Annotated in this window: 13 protein-coding genes; 3 read left to right on the top strand and 10 right to left on the bottom strand. The window is 60.4% G+C overall.

Annotated features, from left to right (window positions below; genetic code table 11):
* The first annotated feature begins 41 nt into the window (after positions 1 to 41).
* Entirely contained in the window at positions 42 to 1,619 is a 1,578-nt protein-coding gene (gene guaA, locus AC1RBR_RS21675; RefSeq protein WP_003227864.1) for a glutamine-hydrolyzing GMP synthase, read from the top strand.
* A gap of 82 nt (positions 1,620 to 1,701) precedes the next feature.
* Here the strand turns inward: guaA and AC1RBR_RS21670 are convergent, their stop codons facing one another.
* Positions 1,702 to 4,644 carry a membrane-targeted effector domain-containing toxin gene (locus AC1RBR_RS21670; protein ID WP_492566551.1) on the bottom strand — a complete coding sequence of 981 codons (2,943 nt, stop codon included), beginning with the start codon at positions 4,642 to 4,644 and terminating at the stop codon, positions 1,702 to 1,704.
* A gap of 226 nt (positions 4,645 to 4,870) precedes the next feature.
* Here AC1RBR_RS21670 and AC1RBR_RS21665 point away from each other — a divergent pair, with 226 nt between their 5' ends.
* The gene (locus tag AC1RBR_RS21665; protein ID WP_095136913.1) at positions 4,871 to 6,247 is read left to right on the top strand and encodes a multicopper oxidase family protein; all 1,377 of its coding nucleotides are present in this window, start codon (positions 4,871 to 4,873) and stop codon (positions 6,245 to 6,247) included.
* Positions 6,247 to 6,744, top strand: a complete 498-nt coding sequence (tadA, locus tag AC1RBR_RS21660; protein WP_492566549.1) for a tRNA adenosine(34) deaminase TadA — start codon at positions 6,247 to 6,249, stop codon at positions 6,742 to 6,744. The genes AC1RBR_RS21665 and tadA overlap by 1 nt, the downstream gene beginning before the upstream one ends.
* A 126-nt stretch (positions 6,745 to 6,870) precedes the next feature.
* On the opposite strand, the gene cmoB is transcribed toward tadA, so the two are convergent.
* The 9 genes from cmoB to AC1RBR_RS21615 form a co-directional block, all read right to left on the bottom strand.
* Positions 6,871 to 7,827 (bottom strand): tRNA 5-methoxyuridine(34)/uridine 5-oxyacetic acid(34) synthase CmoB, encoded by a 957-nt coding sequence (gene cmoB, locus AC1RBR_RS21655; protein WP_492566547.1) that lies wholly within the window; start codon positions 7,825 to 7,827, stop codon positions 6,871 to 6,873.
* Entirely contained in the window at positions 7,824 to 8,603 is a 780-nt protein-coding gene (gene cmoA, locus AC1RBR_RS21650) for a carboxy-S-adenosyl-L-methionine synthase CmoA (protein ID WP_492566545.1), read from the bottom strand. The genes cmoB and cmoA overlap by 4 nt, the downstream gene beginning before the upstream one ends.
* 208 nt (positions 8,604 to 8,811) lie before the next feature.
* Positions 8,812 to 9,447, bottom strand: coding sequence for a lysoplasmalogenase (locus AC1RBR_RS21645; RefSeq protein WP_492566543.1), 636 nt, complete (start codon positions 9,445 to 9,447; stop codon positions 8,812 to 8,814).
* Positions 9,448 to 9,449: 2 nt separating this feature from the next.
* On the bottom strand, positions 9,450 to 9,842 hold the full coding sequence (locus AC1RBR_RS21640) for a protease inhibitor I42 family protein (RefSeq protein WP_007964468.1): 393 nt from the start codon (positions 9,840 to 9,842) through the stop codon (positions 9,450 to 9,452).
* Between the two features lie 342 nt (positions 9,843 to 10,184).
* Positions 10,185 to 10,613: a hypothetical protein gene (locus AC1RBR_RS21635; protein WP_492566541.1), complete on the bottom strand. Its 429-nt coding sequence runs from the start codon at positions 10,611 to 10,613 to the stop codon at positions 10,185 to 10,187.
* 179 nt (positions 10,614 to 10,792) lie between these two features.
* A complete protein-coding gene (lon, locus tag AC1RBR_RS21630; protein ID WP_492566539.1) occupies positions 10,793 to 13,207 on the bottom strand; it encodes an endopeptidase La in 2,415 nt (804 codons plus the stop codon).
* A 760-nt stretch (positions 13,208 to 13,967) separates the two neighbouring features.
* Positions 13,968 to 14,333 carry a DUF6124 family protein gene (locus tag AC1RBR_RS21625; RefSeq protein ID WP_492566538.1) on the bottom strand — a complete coding sequence of 122 codons (366 nt, stop codon included), beginning with the start codon at positions 14,331 to 14,333 and terminating at the stop codon, positions 13,968 to 13,970.
* A 505-nt stretch (positions 14,334 to 14,838) separates the two neighbouring features.
* Entirely contained in the window at positions 14,839 to 17,250 is a 2,412-nt protein-coding gene (locus tag AC1RBR_RS21620) for a glucose/quinate/shikimate family membrane-bound PQQ-dependent dehydrogenase (protein ID WP_492566536.1), read from the bottom strand.
* A 225-nt stretch (positions 17,251 to 17,475) separates the two neighbouring features.
* Complete coding sequence (locus AC1RBR_RS21615; protein ID WP_492566534.1) at positions 17,476 to 18,837, bottom strand: carbohydrate porin; 1,362 nt, start codon at positions 18,835 to 18,837, stop codon at positions 17,476 to 17,478.
* Between the last annotated feature and the right edge of the window lie 167 nt (positions 18,838 to 19,004).

Below are 19,004 nucleotides of genomic sequence, written 5' to 3'. Positions count from 1 at the left end.
GAATCACGACTGTTTCTGAATTACTTAGACGAGACTGAATCATGGCCCTCGACATTCACGCTCACCGCATCCTGATCCTCGACTTCGGTTCGCAATACACCCAACTGATTGCCCGCCGCGTGCGCGAGATCGGTGTGTACTGCGAGCTGCACCCGTTCGACATGGACGAAGAGGCGATCCGCGAATTCGCACCTAAAGGCGTCATCCTCGCCGGCGGCCCCGAGTCCGTGCACGAAGCCAACAGCCCGCGCTGCCCACAAGCGGTGTTTGACCTGGGCGTGCCGGTCTTTGGTATCTGCTACGGCATGCAGACCATGGCCGAGCAACTGGGCGGCAAGGTTGAAGGTTCCGAGCTGCGTGAGTTCGGTTACGCCCGCGTTGACGTGGTCGGCAAGAGCCGCCTGCTCGACGGCATCGAAGACCACATCGACGCCGACGGCCTGTTCGGTCTCGACGTGTGGATGAGCCACGGTGACAAGGTCACCAAGATGCCGGAAGACTTCCACATCCTCGCCAGCACCCCAAGCTGCCCGATCGCCGGCATGTTCAACGACGAACGCGCTTACTACGGCGTGCAGTTCCACCCGGAAGTGACCCACACCAAGCAGGGCGGTCGCATCCTCTCGCGCTTCGTGCTCGACATCTGCGGCTGTGAAGCCCTGTGGACTCCGTCGAAGATCGCTGAAGACGCCATTGCCAACATCCGCGCACAGGTCGGCACCGACAACGTGCTGCTGGGTCTGTCCGGCGGCGTTGACTCCTCGGTGGTTGCGGCGCTGCTGCACAAAGCCATCGGCGATCAACTGACCTGCGTCTTCGTCGACAACGGCCTGCTGCGTCTGCACGAAGGCGAGCAAGTGATGGCCATGTTCGCCGAGAACATGGGCGTCAAGGTGATCCGCGCCAACGCTGAAGAGCAGTTCCTCAACAACCTGGCCGGCGAAGCCGATCCAGAGAAGAAGCGCAAGATCATCGGCCGTACCTTCATCGACGTGTTCGATGCCGAATCCTGCAAGCTGGACAACATCAAGTACCTGGCGCAAGGCACCATCTACCCGGACGTGATCGAGTCGGCTGGCGCGAAAAGCGGCAAGGCGCACGTGATCAAGTCGCACCACAACGTGGGCGGCCTGCCGGAAGAGATGAACCTGAAACTGGTCGAGCCACTGCGCGAACTGTTCAAGGACGAAGTCCGTCGTCTGGGTCTGGAACTGGGGCTGCCGTACGACATGGTCTACCGTCACCCGTTCCCGGGCCCGGGTCTGGGCGTGCGCATCCTCGGTGAAGTGAAGAAGGAATACGCCGACCTGCTGCGTCGTGCCGACCACATCTTCATCGAAGAACTGCGCAAAGCCGACTGGTACCACAAAGTCAGCCAGGCATTCGTGGTGTTCCAGCCAGTGAAATCGGTTGGCGTGGTCGGCGATGGCCGTCGTTACGCCTGGGTCGTGGCCCTGCGTGCCGTGGAAACCATCGACTTCATGACCGCACGTTGGGCACACCTGCCTTACGAACTGCTGGAAACCGTCTCCGGCCGCATCATCAATGAAATCGAAGGCATTTCGCGCGTTACTTATGACGTGTCGAGCAAGCCGCCGGCGACCATTGAGTGGGAATAATGCCGAGCAAGCCGTAAAGGCTTGATCGCTGCAATCGAAAAGCCGTGTGAAATTCGTTTCACACGGCTTTTCTGTTTTGGCGTTATAGCGGTTTTGACCAGCCACCCAGTTGCATGCCCATGTCATCCAGAGCTTGCAGCAGCGCTTTCATGCTCGGGTAGCGTTTACCGCTCACCGAAGGCCAGCCGGGGCGTTCGATGTAGAAATGTTTGCCGTCGGTGTCGATGACGGTCCGTACCAGTTCTCGCGTGCGGCTGCGATGCACGATGAATGTCAGGTTGGGTTGTTGCTTCAGGGAGTACATGCCATGGCGAGGCAGCAGGGTTTCGAATTCGGTCATGGTGTGCGCGGTCCAGGGAGTTTCGATTTGCAGGCGCAAGTCGCCTCTGACCAACGCGGAACGATCATGCGCCGTACCGCCCAACGGCAGGATTCTCCCGGGATCCACTTCAATGCCCCGTGAAGTCCCTTCGGCAACATCCTCGACGCGAATGCCGATCGCCTCTTCCAGTTCGCTGACGCCAGCAACCCCATCAAAAGTGTTGGAGTGAGAGTTGCCCATCAGCGCCACCCATTTGTGCGCGCCGCGTGCGGACTGATCGGCACGGATCATCAGGCGGGCGAAGTAATTCATCATTTTCTGCCGCGCGGTGTTGTTGCCCGCAGGCAAGTCCATGCCGTTGAGTCGGTAACTCGCCATGCAATCGATGGCTTGTACATGGATCCCCTGCTTTCTGGCTTCCTTGACCAATTCCAGGAACGTGTAGCGCTCCAGCGGATCGGTCATGTTGCCGACGTCGAGTGCCTTGAGATAGGCCTCGAGTTTTTGCGGCATGTTGCCCGTGCGGAAGAACTCATCCAGCGCGGCTTGATGGAAGTCGGTCAGCAGGTGCTCCATGTACAGGCTCTTCACCTGTTTGCTGGCGAGCAATTGCATGTTCTCGATCAGCCATTGCTTGCTGCCGATGGCCGTGTGGCTCTCGCCGATAACCAGGCCCCGGGCATGTTCGAGGATTTTTTCGATGATTTCTTCGGCGGTCGCATCTGCCGCAAGGGCGGGCACCGGAGGACGATCGGGCAGGCGCAGCGTGCTGAAAAAATCTAGTGCATCGTGATACAGGCGTTTGCGGATAACCTTGAAATCCCGGTAGGCATCGAACTCGTTCAGGCTGTCGTAGAAATCGCGCAAGGCTTCGTCATTCAGTCCCGCTGCGCCTTCTTCCAGGTGTGCCTTGAGTGGTGCAGGTACGTCGTATTGCGAGGCGGGCAGGGCGGCCACCGGGTTGCGGCTGCTTGAACCGGCCAGACCCGAAGACTTGCCGCCGCCGCTGAGTCCTGCACGGGGCATGGTTTCCCATTCACCCTCAGGGTTCAGGCGTACCGGGATCGAACGAGTAAAGCCGTGGGGATGCTCGGGATCGATGACCGCCCAGTGTCCGCTGCCGTTGATGTCGGCTTCGTAGCGTACGTAATAGGCGGTGTCATCCATCAAAATGGCGGTCGACGGGTTTGAATCGAGCAGATAAATGCCCTGGAATTTTCCGGGCTCGCTCACCGGTGTAATGCCGTCGAGCAACTCATTGGCTTGCCAGTTCGGCGGAACGACCGGTCGTGGGGTGTCTTCAATCAAGGGCGTGGCAATCGGCAGTTGAGGCCCACCCATCGGCGTCCCGCCTTTATCGGTCAGGTCAGCCATCTCCGCCGCTTCGGCGGCATCCACTTCGGGGCCGACCTCGGCCAGCGATCCCGGACCCTTGAGTGCCAGTAGGTTGAACAGCATGTCGATGCCGCTGAGCACCGCACCGAGAATCCCGGCCTTGCGCTCGGCGGCGGTTTTGCCATTGACCGCCTGATCGATGTTCAGCCCCATGTTGGCAATGCTGGCGCCGATCACCGGCAATGCGACTGGCCAGCCGACCACGGCCATTGGCCCGAACACCTTGACCCCGGCGCTGAGGTAGCCGATCCACAGCTTCTTGCGCAGGTCACCGTTGGAGGTCAGGGACAGGCTGGCTTCGGCAAACATCGCCACGCGGGTCGAGTCACTCAGCCAAGTGAAGGCGTCGCCACTGACCGCGCGGTTGTCCTGATTGATCATCGAGTGATCGTAGCGGCCCCACGTCGCCACCAGGCGATTCATCAGGTCACCAAGATTGGCGTTGATCTGCTGCCGGTCGGCCAGCGAGAAATGCGCAAGGAATGTCTCGCGCACGACGGGTGTGTTCATCCGCTGCAGGATCCAGAAGTGCAGGTCGGTGGCGCTTTCCAGTACATGGAAGGCATCGCCGTTGCCGGGCAGGTAGAGGATCTGCCGACCCTGGGGCGCGACGAAGCGCAGGACGTTGGTAGCGGCGTAACCGGCAATGTCCAGCGTGCGCACACTGTTCGGGCAAGGGTGTTGGGCCTGCAGCATTGGCAGGCTGACCGGCCACGTCAGCGAGCCGATCACCGCTTGCGTGACGAACTGGAAATCCTCGTCGCTCAGCTGACGTTTATCCCGCGCCTGTAGCGCTTTGATCAGGAAATTGCACTTGGCCAGGATACGAAAGTTGCTGCCGCGGGTGTTCCAGTATGCGTTCAGTTGAGCGTCGTACAGCGCGCTGAAGTCGATGCTCCAGAAGTCCCTGAGTACGTCGTTGCCATGCAGGCGCACTTCATTGCTGTCATCGAAGGTGCGGGCATCGGGGCCGGCAGTGTAGAAGCCGCCATAGACGTCGAGCAGGTCGGCGTTGTCCTGATCGGCGACGCGGAAACGGTGAATCACCAACTGGGTCAGGGTCATGCTTGAAGTGGGCGTGGCGTGCACATGCTCCCAGCCGGTGAAGGCTTTCGAACTGCTTTGCGAGGCGTTGAAGCGGTGGAAATACACTTGATCCGGATCCAGGCCGTGAACCTGGTATTTGTTCAGCAGGTCGCTGGCGACCTGTCGAGCGGCGTCCTGCAGGCTCGGGCAGGTCTGGATGACGGTGGCGGCAATCGCCTTGAGCGCGGCCTTGTCGGCGGCGTTGGGCATCGGGTTGGTCATGTGATCGGGCTCTCTGTCCTTGAGAAACGGGTGGCACAGGATGGCCCGGCTGTTCGCTGCATGTGCACTACATAGTTATGTCACCTGAGCGATCGAAATGATGTACGCGCGAGGCGCAACTGCGTCCATCCGCCGCGCTGCCCTTACTGTTTCGCAATTGCAGGTGTATCGTATTTGCCTTTTGCGGGCCCGGTGCCCGACGCAGATACGTGAGGTAGTTGAGTTCATGTCCTTTACCCGTCGCCAAATCCTCGGTGGCCTGGCCGGTCTTGTTGTCGTTGGTGTCGGGGCGGGAGGTGCGTCGCGCTACTGGCTGGGCAAGATGGCCGATGCTGACGCGGGCCACGACTACGAGCTGATCGCGGCGCCACTGGACGTTGAGCTGGTGCCGGGGCACAAGACCGAAGCCTGGGCGTTCGGCCCATCGGCGCCGGGCACTGAATTGCGTGTGCGTCAGGGCGAGTGGTTGCGGGTGCGCTTCATCAACCACCTGCCGGTGGCGACCACCATTCACTGGCACGGCATTCGTCTGCCGCTGGAGATGGACGGCGTGCCTTACGTCTCGCAATTGCCGGTGCTGCCCGGTGAATACTTCGATTACAAATTCCGCGTGCCGGACGCCGGCAGCTACTGGTATCACCCGCACGTCAGCAGCAGCGAAGAGCTGGGGCGCGGGTTGGTCGGGCCGTTGATTGTCGAAGAGCGCGAGCCGACCGGTTTCAAGTACGAAAAAACCCTGAGCCTGAAGAATTGGCACATTGACGAGCAAGGCAATTTCGTCGAATTCAGCATCCCCCGTGAAGCGGCCCGTGGCGGTACGGCGGGGCGCTTGTCGACCATCAACGGCGTGCCAACGCCGGTGATCGAGTTGCCGGCGGGGCAGATCACCCGGGTGCGTTTGCTCAACCTCGACAACACCCTGACGTATCGCATCAACATCCCCGGCGTTGAGGCGCAGATCTATGCGCTGGACGGCAACCCGATCGAGCCGCGGCCGCTGGGCAAGGAATACTGGCTCGGCCCCGGCATGCGCATTTGCCTGGCGATCAAGGCGCCGCCGGCCGGTGAAGAGTTGTCGCTGCGCAACGGCCCGGTGCGACTGGGGACTTTGCGTTCGGTAGCCAATAACGATGCGCCGACCGAGTGGCCGAAAGCCTTGCCCGCCAACCCGGTGGCCGAGCCGGATCTGGCGAATGCCGAGAAACTCAACTTCAATTTCGAATGGGTCGGTTCGGTGTCGGTGAATGTCGACAACGGCAAGCCACCGAGTCTGTGGCAGATCAACGGCAAGGCCTGGGACATCACGGACAAAACCTGCGCCGATCGGCCGATTGCCAGCCTGAAGCTGGGCCAGAGCTACATCTTCGAACTGAAGAACATGACTCAGTATCAGCACCCGATTCACCTGCACGGCATGAGCTTCAAGGTGATTGCGTCGAACCGGCACAAGATCACCCCGTACTTCACCGACACTTATCTGCTGGGCAAGAACGAGCGTGCGCAAGTGGCGCTGGTGGCGGATAACCCGGGGGTGTGGATGTTCCATTGCCACGTGATCGACCACATGGAAACCGGCCTGATGGCCGCCATCGAGGTGAAGTGATGCGCCAGATTCGCCCCGCCGCGATCATCGACCGCAGCCGTGATCGCGATTTCATGTGCGAAGCCCTGGATCTCGCCGCCCAAGGCGCAGCCCTCGGCGAAGTGCCGGTGGGCGCGGTGCTGGTGCAGAACGGCGAGATCATCGGCCGTGGTTACAACTGCCCGATCACCACCAGCGACCCGAGTGCCCACGCGGAAATGGTCGCGATCCGCGCCGCTGCGCAAGCTGTGAATAACTATCGCCTGCCGGGCAGCACGCTCTACGTGACGTTGGAGCCGTGCAGCATGTGCGCCGGGCTGATCGTGCATTCACGCATTGCGCGGGTGGTGTATGGCGCGCTGGAGCCGAAGGCCGGGATTGTGCAGAGTCAGGGGCAGTTCTTTACCCAGGGCTTTTTGAATCACCGGGTGTTGTATGAAGGTGGGGTGCTGGCCGAAGAATGTGGAGCAGTGCTGACCGAATTCTTCAGAGCCCGTCGCGCAAAGCCATCTGAATAAACACAACCCCCAACTGTAGGAGTGAGCCTGCTCGCGATAGCGGTCTGACATTCAACATTGCTTTGACTGTCAGACCGCTATCGCGAGCAGGCTCACTCCTACAAGGTTATGCGGTGTTTGAGAGGGTTACTTACGGGCCACAATCACCGCGCGCATCGGCGCCGGCAGCCCTTCGATGGTCTTGCTGTGATCCTCGGGATCAAGGAAGTCGCTCAACGACTGGTACTTCATCCACTCGGTACCGCGCTGTTCTTCAACGGTGGTGGTGCTGACGTCCACGCATTTCACATCGGTAAAGCCTGCTCGGCGCAGCCACAATTCCAGGGCCGGTACCGATGGCAGGAACCACACGTTGCGCATCTGTGCGTAGCGATCTTCCGGCACCAGCACCTGATGCTTGTCGCCTTCGACCACCAGCGTTTCCAGCACCAGCTCGCCGCCCTTGACCAGGCAATCCTTCAGCGCCAGCAAATGCTCGATCGGCGAACGACGGTGGTAGAACACACCCATTGAGAACACCGTGTCGAAGCCTTCGAGGTTCGGCGGCAGGTCTTCGAACGGGAACGGCAGGTGCCAGGCATTCGGCTCCGAGAGATAACGCTGCACGGCCTGGAACTGGCAGAAGAACAGCCAGTTCGGATCGACGCCGATCACGCTGTCGGCACCGGCGCCGAGCATGCGCCACATGTAGTAACCGTTGCCGCAACCGACGTCGAGGATGCGTTTGCCCTTCAGGTCCAGATGCGGGGCCACCCGCGACCACTTCCAGTCCGAGCGCCATTCGGTGTCGACGTGTACGCCGAACAGGTCGAACGGCCCCTTGCGCCACGGCGACAGGCCCATCAGCGCGGTGCGCATTTGTGCGCGGGTTTCGTCGTCGCAGTCGGTGTCGAGTTTCAGGCCGTTGAGTAGATCGACTTCAGTCGGCTGGAGTTTCGGCAACGCGTCCAGCGCGCTCTGCCAGCGTTCCAGATCGCCGTGACCTTTCTCCATTTTCTTGTCGAGTTGCACTTGCAGGGTGTTGGCCCAGTCGGCCAGCGGGGTGCCGGCCAGACGGCGGGCGAGGGGGGACAGATCAATCATGGCAAGGCAATCAACGAGGCAAAGTTAAGACACTGGAACCACGGCACGACTTTCGAGAACCCGGCGGCCAACAGGCGTTCGCGGTGTTCTTCGAGGCTGTCGGGCTTCATGACGTTTTCGATGGCGCTGCGCTTCTGGGCAATTTCCAGTTCGCTGTAGCCGTTGGCGCGTTTGAACGCGACGTGCAGATCGGTGAGCAGCGCGTGCTCTTGCGCATCGTTGAAGCGCAGTTTCTCCGACAGAATCAGCGCGCCGCCGGGCAGCAGCGACTGGCGGATACGCGAGAGCAACGCGGTGCGCTGCTCGGGGGCGATGAATTGCAGGGTGAAGTTCAGCGCCACCACCGAGGCCGGTTTGAATTCGAGCGCGAGGATGTCGCCTTCGATCACTTCGACCGGGAGCAGCTCCTGGAACATCGAATCCTGACCGTTGAGGTATTCACGGCAGCGTTCGACCATCGCCGCCGAGTTATCCACCGCGATCACCCGGCAACCGTCGGTGCGCACGTGACGGCGCAGGGCCTGAGTCACGGCGCCGAGCGAAGCACCGAGGTCGTACAGCACGCTGTTCGGTTGGGCGAATTGCGCCGCGAGTACGCCGAGGTTTTCGACAATGGTCGGGTAACCCGGCACCGAGCGCTTGATCATGTCCGGGAACACCCGCACCACGTCCTCGTTGAAGGCGAAGTCAGGCACCTGGGCCATCGGCTGGGCGAAAATGCGATCGGGTTCTTTGCTCACGGCGGTTCCGGCGGTGTTGGTGGAAAAGGCCGGCATTTTAGCCAAGTTGGCGCGGGGTTGCTTGGGTTGTCGGATAAAGCGCCGCAAGCAAGCCTTAAGCACACACCTGTGGCGAGGGAGCTTGCTCCCGCTCGGCTGCGCAGCAGTCGCAAAACCTGATTACCGGATATACCTGCAGTATCTCGTGTGGCGATTTTGGGGTCGCTTCGCAACCCAGCGGGAGCAAGCTCCCTCGCCACAGGGGTTAGTGGGGGTTTTTGGAGAACGCGGAGGCCGTGATCCCCCACTGCCCCAGCCAATAACTGAGGATGATCACATACGGCGCGGCGTGAAACGGCGCCACAAAGCGGTCGATGCCAATCACACTGTCGGAGAACACGAACGCCAGCGCACCCGCCGCCGCCAGCAGCGCTGAACGCTTGGGCACGTCGGTGCCGAGGCGGGCGAGGGCGCGCCAGAGCATGGCGCTGATCGCGGTGCCATAGACGAGCACTGGCACCAGCAACGGCCCGAGGCCACTGGAAATCAAAATCCCCAGCAGCACCGCGCCGACGCCGAGCGCGAGCACCAGCGGCAAGAGCGCCAGACGTTTGCAATCGCTGAGGTAAGCCTTGAGGTACGCCAGATGCGCAACCAGAAACGCACCCAGACCAAACACAAACAAATCCCCCGGCCACGCCAGCAACACGTCACCGAGCACAGAGAAAATCAGCCCCAGACTGATCCAGCGCCGATAGTCGCTGGGTGGCGCGTCGTGCAGCCAGCCGAGCAGCGCCAGCACCGGTAACGGTTTGACCAACAGACACAGCAGCGCCGCATGGGTGCTGACGCCGTAAAGAAACGTCACCGCGCCCATCAGCGCCAGAATCAGCCAGCCCACGATCAATTCACCGAGATGGCGCAGTCAAAGGTTTCTGCCGGTTCAACTTCCGGTTCCCACGGCTGCTGTGAGGTCAGGCGCAGGCGGCCGGTGCCGGTGGCGAAGGCCTGAAAGCGCCAAGTGGAGAAACCGCCCGCACCGACCATGCCCGAGTCTTTCGGGCTGCTGTAGACCTCAGGGCTGAGGGCATGCAGCACGCCGCCGGCCGAATCCTGAATTGCCCAGCGATAGCCCGTGGTCGGGTTGCTCGGCAGCATCACGATCAGGTTTTGTCCATTGGTTAACTGCACGGGGCATTCGCTCTGGTTTTCCACGGTCACGTTCTGTTTTGGCTGCGTGGCGCAGGCGGCCAGCAAAGAGAGGGCGAGAGGGACAAACAGGCGAGTGGCGGACATAGGCTCAGTGGCTCCGGCGTTGACGACGAACGGCGAGCATAACTGAGAATGAGACAAAGTGTGACGGTCAGGCGGTTCTGTGGTGTTGCCACAGACGCCTTCGCGAGCAAGCCCGCTCCCACAGTAGTTGTGTGGTGACCACAAATGCTGTGTTCACTACAGAACCCTGTGGGAGCGGGCTTGCTCGCGAAGGCGGCGTGTCAGGCTCTGGATAACTGTCAGAACAACACTTTCGCCAAATTCGCAAAGCGCTTGGCGAAGTGCACGGTAATGCCTTCCTTCAGATAGTCCGGCAACGTAGCGCCGGCCGATGCAAAAATGCTGATTTTGATCAGCAGCAGATTATTGATGGATCATTGTAGATGAGCAGATAACATGAAAACTTTCGTTACTGCCCTCTTTTGTGAAACTTATATCCATAGCATAGGAGTAGCAATGGGTGGCAGGGTCAAGATTGAGAAAAATAACGCCTTCTCCCGGAATGGTCCTAAAAAAATCGGCGTTAAAATTTCCGTCATATTCGACTCTGATATTTTCTGCAGGAAAGTTATGCCAGCCATTGTGCGGATACTTCTGGTCTTTTTTTGTCAGGAAAACCCTGACGTTTCTTGAAAAGTTCGGTTGGTCAGTACGGAGGTAGGTTCCTTCCAGGGCTAGGATTTCTTTATGAGTACTTATGATTAGTTTATCGGTCGAGAAGTTGACGTCCTCTGGAATGTAGGCTGTCAAAATACCGCGAGCAAACGTCCTTGCATCTTTTGAGTTATTCATCTTGAAGCTCCTGTGTCTGACCTGGGGGGAGAAACAAGGTAGAGCTTATTCAAGATGGAAAACTTCGGAACTGTCAGAAATGTCAGTTTTTTATATCGCTTGGCAATTAAGAAGTGCTCGGCTATGCGAAGAAGTATTGGTCGTTATCGTTGTTTGATTGATAACGACCAATGTCTGAATCAGAACAACACTTTCGCCACATCCGCAAAGCGCTTGGCAAAGTGCACGGTAATGCCTTCCTTCAGATAATCCGGCAGTTCCTCGAAGTTACCCCGGTTCGGCTCCGGCAGGATCAGTTCGAAGATCTTCTGCCGCCGCGCCGCGATCACCTTCTCGCGTACCCCGCCAATTGGCAGTACATGTCCGGTCAGGGTCAGTTCGCCGGTCATGGCCACGCCTTTTTTCGGTGGCTGATTGCGGGCGAGCGAGAGCAGGGCGCTGGCCATGGTCACGCCGGCGCTCGGGCCGTCTTTCGGTGTGGCACCTTCCGGTACGTGCAGGTGGACGAAGGCTTCGTCGAAGAACTTCGCATCGCCACCGAACTGTTTGAGGTGCGAGCTGACGTAGCTGTAGGCGATCTCCGCCGACTCTTTCATCACGTCGCCCAGTTGCCCGGTGAGTTTGAAGCCACGGTTGAGCGTATGGATCCGCGTGGCTTCGATCGGCAGGGTCGCGCCGCCCATGCTGGTCCACGCCAGACCGGTGATCACACCGGTGCCGGACAGCACTTGTTCATTGCGGAACACCGGATGACCCAGCGAGGCTTCGAGGTCTTTCGGGCTGAGCTTGATCACGGCTTTCGGGTCTTCGATGAGTTTCATCACCGCTTTGCGCACCAGTTTGCCCATCTGTTTTTCCAGCTGGCGCACCCCTGCCTCACGGGCGTAACCGTCGATCAAGGCTTTGAGCGCGCTGTCGCTGATGCTCAGGCTGCCCTTGGACACGCCAGCCTTTTCCAGCAGTTTCGGCCACAGGTGGCGCTTGGCGATGGCGACTTTTTCTTCGGTGATATAGCCCGACAGGCGAATCACTTCCATCCGGTCCAGCAACGGGCCGGGAATCGAATCCAAGGTATTGGCGGTGCACACGAACAGGACTTTCGACAGGTCCATGCGCAGATCCAGATAGTGGTCGAGGAATTCGACGTTCTGTTCCGGGTCGAGGGTTTCCAGCAGCGCCGAGGCCGGGTCGCCCTGGTAGCTCTGGCCCATCTTGTCGATCTCGTCGAGCATGATCACCGGGTTCATCACTTCGACGTCTTTCAGCGCCTGGACGAGTTTGCCCGGTTGCGCGCCAATGTAAGTGCGGCGGTGGCCCTTGATCTCGGCCTCGTCACGCATACCGCCGAGGCTGAAGCGGTAGAACGGCCGGCCGAGGGATTCAGCGATGGATTTGCCGACGCTGGTTTTACCCACACCCGGCGGGCCGACCAGCAGCACGATCGAACCGCTGATTTCGCCTTTGTAAGCACCGACCGCGAGAAATTCGAGGATGCGGTCCTTGATGTCGTCGAGGCCGGCGTGGTGTTTGTCGAGTACCTTGCGCGCGTACTTGAGGTCGAGTTTGTCCTCGCCGTACACGCCCCACGGCACCGAGGTCGCCCAGTCGAGGTAGTTGCGGGTGACCGCGTACTCTGGCGAGCCGGTTTCGAGGATCGACAGTTTGTTCATTTCCTCTTCGAGGCGTTTCTGCACCTGTGCCGGCAGGACTTTGCCTTCCAGGCGTTGCTCGAATTGTTCAAGGTCGGCGCTGCGGTCGTCCTTGGTCAGGCCGAGCTCCTGCTGGATCACCTTGAGTTGTTCTTTCAGGAAGAATTCGCGCTGATGCTCGCCGATCTTGCGGTTGACCTCGGCGGAGATTTCTTTTTGCAGGCGCGCGACTTCGACTTCCTTGCGCAGCATCGGCAGGACTTTTTCCATGCGCTTGAGCATTGGCACGCAGTCGAGCACTTCTTGCAGCTCATTACCTGTCGCCGAAGTGAGGGCGGCGGCGAAGTCGGTGAGTGGCGATGGATCGTTGGGGCTGAAGCGGTTGAGGTAGTTCTTCAGCTCTTCGCTGTACAGCGGATTGAGCGGCAGCAGTTCCTTGATCGCGTTGATCAGCGCCATGCCGTAGGCCTTGACCTCGTCGGTCGGCTCGGTCGGCTGGTGCGGGTATTCGACTTCGACCAGGTACGGCGGGCGGTGGTGTTTGAGCCAGGTCTTGATGCGCACGCGGCTCAGGCCCTGGGCGACGAACTGCAGTTTGCCGTTTTCGCGGCTGGCGTGATGGACTTTGACCAGGGTGCCGTATTCGGGGAGGGCGCCGGTGTTGAAGTGGCGCGGGTCTTCCTGGGGCGTGTCCATGAAGAACAGGGCCAGGGAGTGGTGGTCGGATTTGCTCACCAGATCGAGGGTTTCGGCCCAGGGTTCTTCGTTGACGATGACCGGCAGCACTTGGGCCGGGAAGAACGGGCGGTTGTGGATCGGGATGACGTAGACCTTGTCCGGCAGGTTCTGGCCGGGCAGGGCCAGGCCTTTGCCGGAGGAGGTGTGTTCGATGTGTTCCGCTTCGGTGTCGTCTGGGTTGTCCGGGAATTCTTGCTGGTCGCTCATGGGGCACCTGCGCAATGGGGTATGGGTCTTAGATGGGGCAGGCTTTGGGTGGTTTCAATGGGGGGCGGTGTTTCTGCTTGTGCGTTCAGGGTTTTGACAGGGGCTGCTCTGGATCTTGGCGGCCTTTGGGCCGACCAGGTTCTTGGTTTTTTTGTGTACATATCCGTTTTTTCGGTAACGGCTACTTAGGGTTTCGCCCTTACGGCGACTCACTTTTTTGACAAACGCCTCAAAAAAGTAAGCAAAAAAAGGCTTGCTCCTGCGTACGGCCCGCTCGCTGGGGCTCGGGGTTCCTTCGCTCCGGGACTGATCCGTGGGGCAGCGCCTCCGGTTTGCTTCGCTGCACCTCCTCTCGCTGTGTTTGGCTGCGCCAAACGGTCGCTGCGCTCCCACCCCCGGCTCAATCCCGGAACGAAGCCTTCCGACGTCGCCCGTGGATCAAGATCAAGAGCGGTACTCGAGCTTGCGCTCATTGTTTTGAGTGGGGCGGCTGCGCCGCATGGGGCATACACAAATCAAAGCTGTGGGAGCTGGCTTGCCGGCGATGGCGGCCTGACAGCCGACCAATCTCTACCTGAATGCACCGGGTTCAAACTGTAGGAGTGAGCCTGCTCGCGATGGCGGTCTACGAGCCGACCAATCTCCACCTGACTCACCCAATTCCACTGTGGAGCGGGCTTGCTCGCGAAAGCGGTGTGTCAGTCACCGCAAGTGTTGGATGTGCTGACGCTTTCGCGAGCAAGCCCGCTCCCACTATGGCTCAGTTGTGTGCCGCAGATTGGGTGATTTCCACATTATCCAGCACCCGATTCACCGCCAGTTCGGCGAGCATGATGATTTGCTGAATGGCCAGAATCGTCCGGCGCTGCGGGATGTCGATGTACGCGGCGATGTCGCTGGTCATGAGGCTGGCTTGGGCCAGTGATTCGCAGGCGTGAACCAGCAGGCTTTCGTTGTCCATGTCCGGGGCGACCTGGAACATGCTGCTGGGCTTGTGGAGTCTCACCGTGGCGGCGGAGGGTTTCAGGTAGTGATCCAGCGCACGCTCGGCGGCGTCGTGGAGTTTTCTGGAATCGAGGGATTCGTAGGGGGAGGTTTCGGGGGGATTCGGTGTGGGTTTGATCATGATGAATTCTCAGTTGGTGAAGTGGAGCTACCTTCAATTGCCGCGACGCAATCTGAGGTGGCAGCTGTACGCGGGTTCGCGGACCGATAACTGAGGAATCGGCATACCCCCAAAGAAGGTATCCCGCGCACAGCCGCCATGACACAACCAACAGGCATCCGAGGTGCTGTCAGGTTGGCGATTATGCATCAGTTATCAGGCCGCGACGCCCGGCCGCTGAATTTCCAGCGACCACCAAAGCCTATCCACCCGACTTCCGAGGCACAACCGACGCATCCTGTCGGAAATCTCCCGCTCACAACGCGCTTCTGTAGGAGGAACACCTTCCTTTGTAGGAGTGAGCCTGCTCGCGATAGCGGTAAATCAGTCACCGAAAGTATTGACTGAAATACCGCTATCGCGAGCAGGCTCACTCCTACAGTGTTTGGGGTGAATTCAACATCGATGTGCACAAAAAAGGCGATGCCCCTCACGGAGCATCGCCTTCCTTTACCGCCGCTAAAACTTATTCCGGCAGTTTGTACGCAATCACGTAGTCACCCATCTTGGTGCCCAGCGAGCCGTGACCGCCAACAACCAGCAGCACGTATTGCTTGCCGTCCTTGCCGGTGTAGGTCATCGGGGTCGCTTGCCCGCCTGCAGGCAGACGCGATTTCCACAGTTCTTTACCGGTGTTCACGTCGTAGGCACGCAGGTACTGGTCGAGGGTGCCGCTGAGGAAGCCGACGCCGCCCGCAGTGACCATCGAGCCGCCCATGCTTGGCACGCCCAGGGTGAAGCCGATCGGGATCGGCGAGCTGTCGCGGCTGGTGCCGTTTTTGCGTTTCCACACGACTTTGCCAGTGGTCAGGTCGATACCGGCGACGTAGCCCCAGGCCGGGGCCTGGCACGGAACGCCCAGTGGCGACATGAACGGGTGCATGATCACCGCGTATGGCGCGCCGGTGTTTGGCTGCACGCCAGCGGTTTCGCTCTCGCGTTTGCTGCCGGCGGCGACTTTCTCGCGTGGCACCATTTTAGAAACGAAGGCCATGTAGTTCGGGCTGGTGAACAGCATCTGGCGAACCGGGTCGACCGAGACGCCGCCCCAGTTGAACACGCCGACGTTACCCGGGTAGATCAGGCTGCCCTGTTCCGACGGAGGCGTGTATTGGCCTTCGTAGCGCAGTTCCTTGAACTGGATGCGGCACAGCATCTGGTCGAACGGGCTGGCGCCCCACATGGCTTTTTCGGTCAGTTCCGGGGCCAGCAGGTTGAGGTCCGAACGGGCCTGGGTCGGTGCGGTGTGGTCGCCTTTCACGGCGCCTTGCGGAACCGGGATTTCCTTGATCGGGATGATCGGCGTGCCGTCACGACGGTCGAGGACGTACAGGCTGCCCTGTTTGGTCGGGGCGATCAGCGCCGGTTTCACGCCGTCGGCGGTTTTCATGTCGAGCAGGGTTGGCTGGCTGCCAACGTCCATGTCCCACAGGTCGTGGTGGGTGAACTGGTAGTTCCAGCGCACTTTACCGGTGGCCAGGTCGAGGGCGACGATGCCGGCGCTGAATTTCTCGGCGCCTGGAGTGCGGTCGGCGCCCCACTGGTCTGGAGTCTGGTTGCCCAGTGGCAGGTAAACCATGCCGAGTTTTTCGTCGACGCTGGCCAGCGACCACATGTTGGCCGAGTTGCGGCTGTAGGTTTCGCCCGGCGCCAATGGCTCGGTGGCGTCCGGCTTGTCGCTGTCCCAGTTCCACACCAAGTGACCGTCGCGCACGTCGAAGGCGCGGATTACGCCCGATGGCTCGTTGGTCGACTCGTTGTCGGTGACGTGACCGCCCATGATCACCAGATCACGGGTAATCGCCGCTGGCGAGGTGGAGTAGTAGCCACCGGCGGTGAACGGGCCGATGCCTTGGGTCAGGTCGACCACGCCGTTTTTGCCGAAGTCTTCGCAGATCTTGCCGGTGTCGGCGTTCAGGGCGATCAGGCGCGCATCGGCGGTTGGCAGGTACAGGCGACGCGGGCAAGCCTGAGCAACGGCTTTGCCAGCTTCGGAGATAACGGCCGAGGCAGCGTTCTCAGACTTGGCGTAAGCGGCTTCGTCGTAGTACGACACGCCACGGCAGGTCATGTGGGCGAAGCCCTTGAAGCCGACCGGGCTCTTGATCTGCGGGTCGAAGCGCCACAGTTCCTTGCCGGTGTCCGGATCCAGCGCCAGCACTTTGCTGTGCGCGGTGCAGGCATAGAGCATGCCGTTGGCTTTGAGCGGGGTGTTTTCGTTGGTCAGCTCGACCGGGTCATCTGCGGTTGGCAGGTCGCCGGTCTGGATGCGCCAGGCTTCTTGCAGCTTGCCGACGTTGGCCGGAGTGATCTGCTTCAGCGGCGAGTAGCGGTCACCGAATTCGGTGCGGCCATAGGCCTGCCAGTCGCCTTCAGGCATTTGCGGTGCGGTACTGGTCATGTCCGCGGTGTCGCGGCCCAGTTCGCCAAAGGTTTCGCCCGGGTGGGTGAACAGGCTGGCCAGGGCAGTCACACCGGCCAGCACCACGGCCACGGTCAGGCCACCCGTGCCCATCGGCGCCGGGCCATTGAGCAGCAGCGGACGACGGAACCACGGCAGCAACATCACGAGGCCGAGAACGAACCACAGGGCCAGACGCGGTACCAGTTGCCACCAGTCCAGACCGACTTCCCACAGGGCCCAGACCGTGCTGGCGAACAGCACGATGGCGTACAGGCCCAGCGCTGCACGACGACGCAGCAGCAACAGAATGCCGCTCAGCGCAATGCCGATACCGGCCAGCAGGTAGTACAGCGAGCCGCCGAGCATGCTCAGCTTGACTCCCCCGGCCAGCATGGCCAGGCCCATCAGTAGAAGCAGAATGCCGAGCAGGCTCGGTAGCAGACGGCCCCGACTCGAAGCACTTTCGGTGCTCATAGTGTGATTCTCCGTGACGTTTATGTAGTCCCGCGCTGTAGTCACTTTAGATGACGATTGGGCACAGGTATGGTTCAGATAAAAACTTGTCTGGCTAACGAATTTCATCAATCTCTGTGGGAGCGGGCTTGCTCGCGAAGGCGTCGTGTCAGTCGATGCATCCGTTTTGTGACACACCGCTTTCGCGAGCAAGCCCGCTCCCACATTTGGGATTTGCGCAGATCTTTAGAACGAGGACTGGATCTTGATCCCGCCGATCAGGGCGTCGTCGACGTCGTTCACGCCACCGGGATGGCGGATGTATTGCAGGTTCGGGCGCACGGTCAGCCAGTTGGCTAGGTGCACGCCGTAATAGAGCTCGGCGCTGTATTCGGTGTCCTGCGGCGGCAGGAAGGACGGGTCGTCGTAGTCGTAAACCGCCTGCGCCTGATTGCTCGCTTCGGCGTTCTTGCGGAAGGCCGGGTTGACGTGCACGCGGGCCAGGGCGAAACCGATGTCGTCCTTGGCGCGGGCATCGAACGGGCCTTTGTAGACCACGCCGGCCTGCACGTAGTTGTCGATCGCGTTGGTTTTCTTGTCGTGCATCGTCGCGTTGGCAAACACGCTCAAGCCGCGCGAGTGGTCGCTGGCGAGGCTGGTGACTTGCTGCTGCGCACCGAACCACACGCCGTGCTTGCTCGACGCGCTGCGGTAGGCTTCGCCGCTCAGTGCAGCAGGCTGGCCGTTCTGGTCTTTATAGACGTCAGAGGCCTTGGCGCTGCTGTAGTAGTAACCGGCACGGTATTCGCCCGGCAGGCCATTGAGCTTCGGCGTCCACACCAGCTCCACCGGCAGCACGGCGCCCTGGGTGCCGCTGCCGCTGAGTTTGAAGCCGTTACCGCGATCGAGGTTTGACGGGTTTTGCTCGTAGGCGCCGACCTGCGCGTACAGCTCTGGGGTCAGGTGATACTTGACCCGCAGCGCCCATTGGCTGACCGGCCAGTTGTACCAGATGCCGCCGACCCAGTTGCCGACCTGCGAGCCGCAGAACGCCAGGTTCTGGAAGTCGCACGGGAAGCTGTTGAAGTCTTCGCCTTCACCAAAGCGGCCGACCTTGATGTCGAGCTTCTGGTCGAAGAATTTTTGCTGGTACCACATCTGCGTCAGGCGCGTGGTCTGGCCACGGCCCCAGACTTCCTGGGCCGAAGTGAAGCCGCCCACGCGCGGATCGTTGATCCGGTCGTTGCTGATGTTGTTGCCACTGCGCTTGGTGATGGTCAGTTGAAATTCGGCATCGTCCCAGCCGAGGATTTTTTGCAGGTCCAGATGCGTGCCCACGCCGAACTGATCGCTGTAGCGCGCAGTGCGATCGTGGTCGTAGCCGCCGTGCAGATTGCTGCCCATTTCGCCGGTGTAATCGAGTTTGATGTCGTAGCCTTTTTCCGCCAGTTCGGTACGCGTGCCGTTCCAGTCACCGAGCATCCACGGTGAGTCGCTGTCGAAGGCGGGGGCTGCCTGGGCGTAGGTGGCGAAGCCGAGCGCGGTGCAGCCGCCGAGCAGGCGCAGGGCTGAGATAGCGCTGTCTCTGGAGAAGGAAAAATCAGGCATGGGTCAGTCTTTTTTTGGTGTTTTCCGGGGGTAAACCGAGCGCTTCAATTTGACGCAGGCAGTGAAGCGATTCAGCTGAAGGGCGGCAGGATAATGATCTGTAACAAAAAGACAAAGGGCTTTTGCAGACATGCAGCGTTTCTGATTCGGTAACAGTGCGGCAAACG

This window comes from Pseudomonas sp. GW823-FHT01D03 (genome assembly GCF_058798255.1).
Note: the sequence above shows the minus strand (reverse complement) of the source record. Positions and strands in the feature narration are given on the sequence as shown.

Bases quoted from the DNA above. Each gene is read 5' to 3' on its own strand.
- guaA (WP_003227864.1), top strand. From the start codon at position 42: ATGGCCCTCGACATTCACGCTCACCGCATCCTGATCCTCGACTTCGGT.
- AC1RBR_RS21670 (WP_492566551.1), bottom strand. From the start codon at position 4,644: ATGACCAACCCGATGCCCAACGCCGCCGACAAGGCCGCGCTCAAGGCG.
- AC1RBR_RS21665 (WP_095136913.1), top strand. From the start codon at position 4,871: ATGTCCTTTACCCGTCGCCAAATCCTCGGTGGCCTGGCCGGTCTTGTT.
- tadA (WP_492566549.1), top strand. From the start codon at position 6,247: ATGCGCCAGATTCGCCCCGCCGCGATCATCGACCGCAGCCGTGATCGC.
- cmoB (WP_492566547.1), bottom strand. From the start codon at position 7,827: ATGATTGATCTGTCCCCCCTCGCCCGCCGTCTGGCCGGCACCCCGCTG.
- cmoA (WP_492566545.1), bottom strand. From the start codon at position 8,603: ATGCCGGCCTTTTCCACCAACACCGCCGGAACCGCCGTGAGCAAAGAA.
- AC1RBR_RS21640 (WP_007964468.1), bottom strand. From the start codon at position 9,842: ATGTCCGCCACTCGCCTGTTTGTCCCTCTCGCCCTCTCTTTGCTGGCC.
- AC1RBR_RS21635 (WP_492566541.1), bottom strand. From the start codon at position 10,613: ATGAATAACTCAAAAGATGCAAGGACGTTTGCTCGCGGTATTTTGACA.
- lon (WP_492566539.1), bottom strand. From the start codon at position 13,207: ATGAGCGACCAGCAAGAATTCCCGGACAACCCAGACGACACCGAAGCG.
- AC1RBR_RS21625 (WP_492566538.1), bottom strand. From the start codon at position 14,333: ATGATCAAACCCACACCGAATCCCCCCGAAACCTCCCCCTACGAATCC.
- AC1RBR_RS21620 (WP_492566536.1), bottom strand. From the start codon at position 17,250: ATGAGCACCGAAAGTGCTTCGAGTCGGGGCCGTCTGCTACCGAGCCTG.
- AC1RBR_RS21615 (WP_492566534.1), bottom strand. From the start codon at position 18,837: ATGCCTGATTTTTCCTTCTCCAGAGACAGCGCTATCTCAGCCCTGCGC.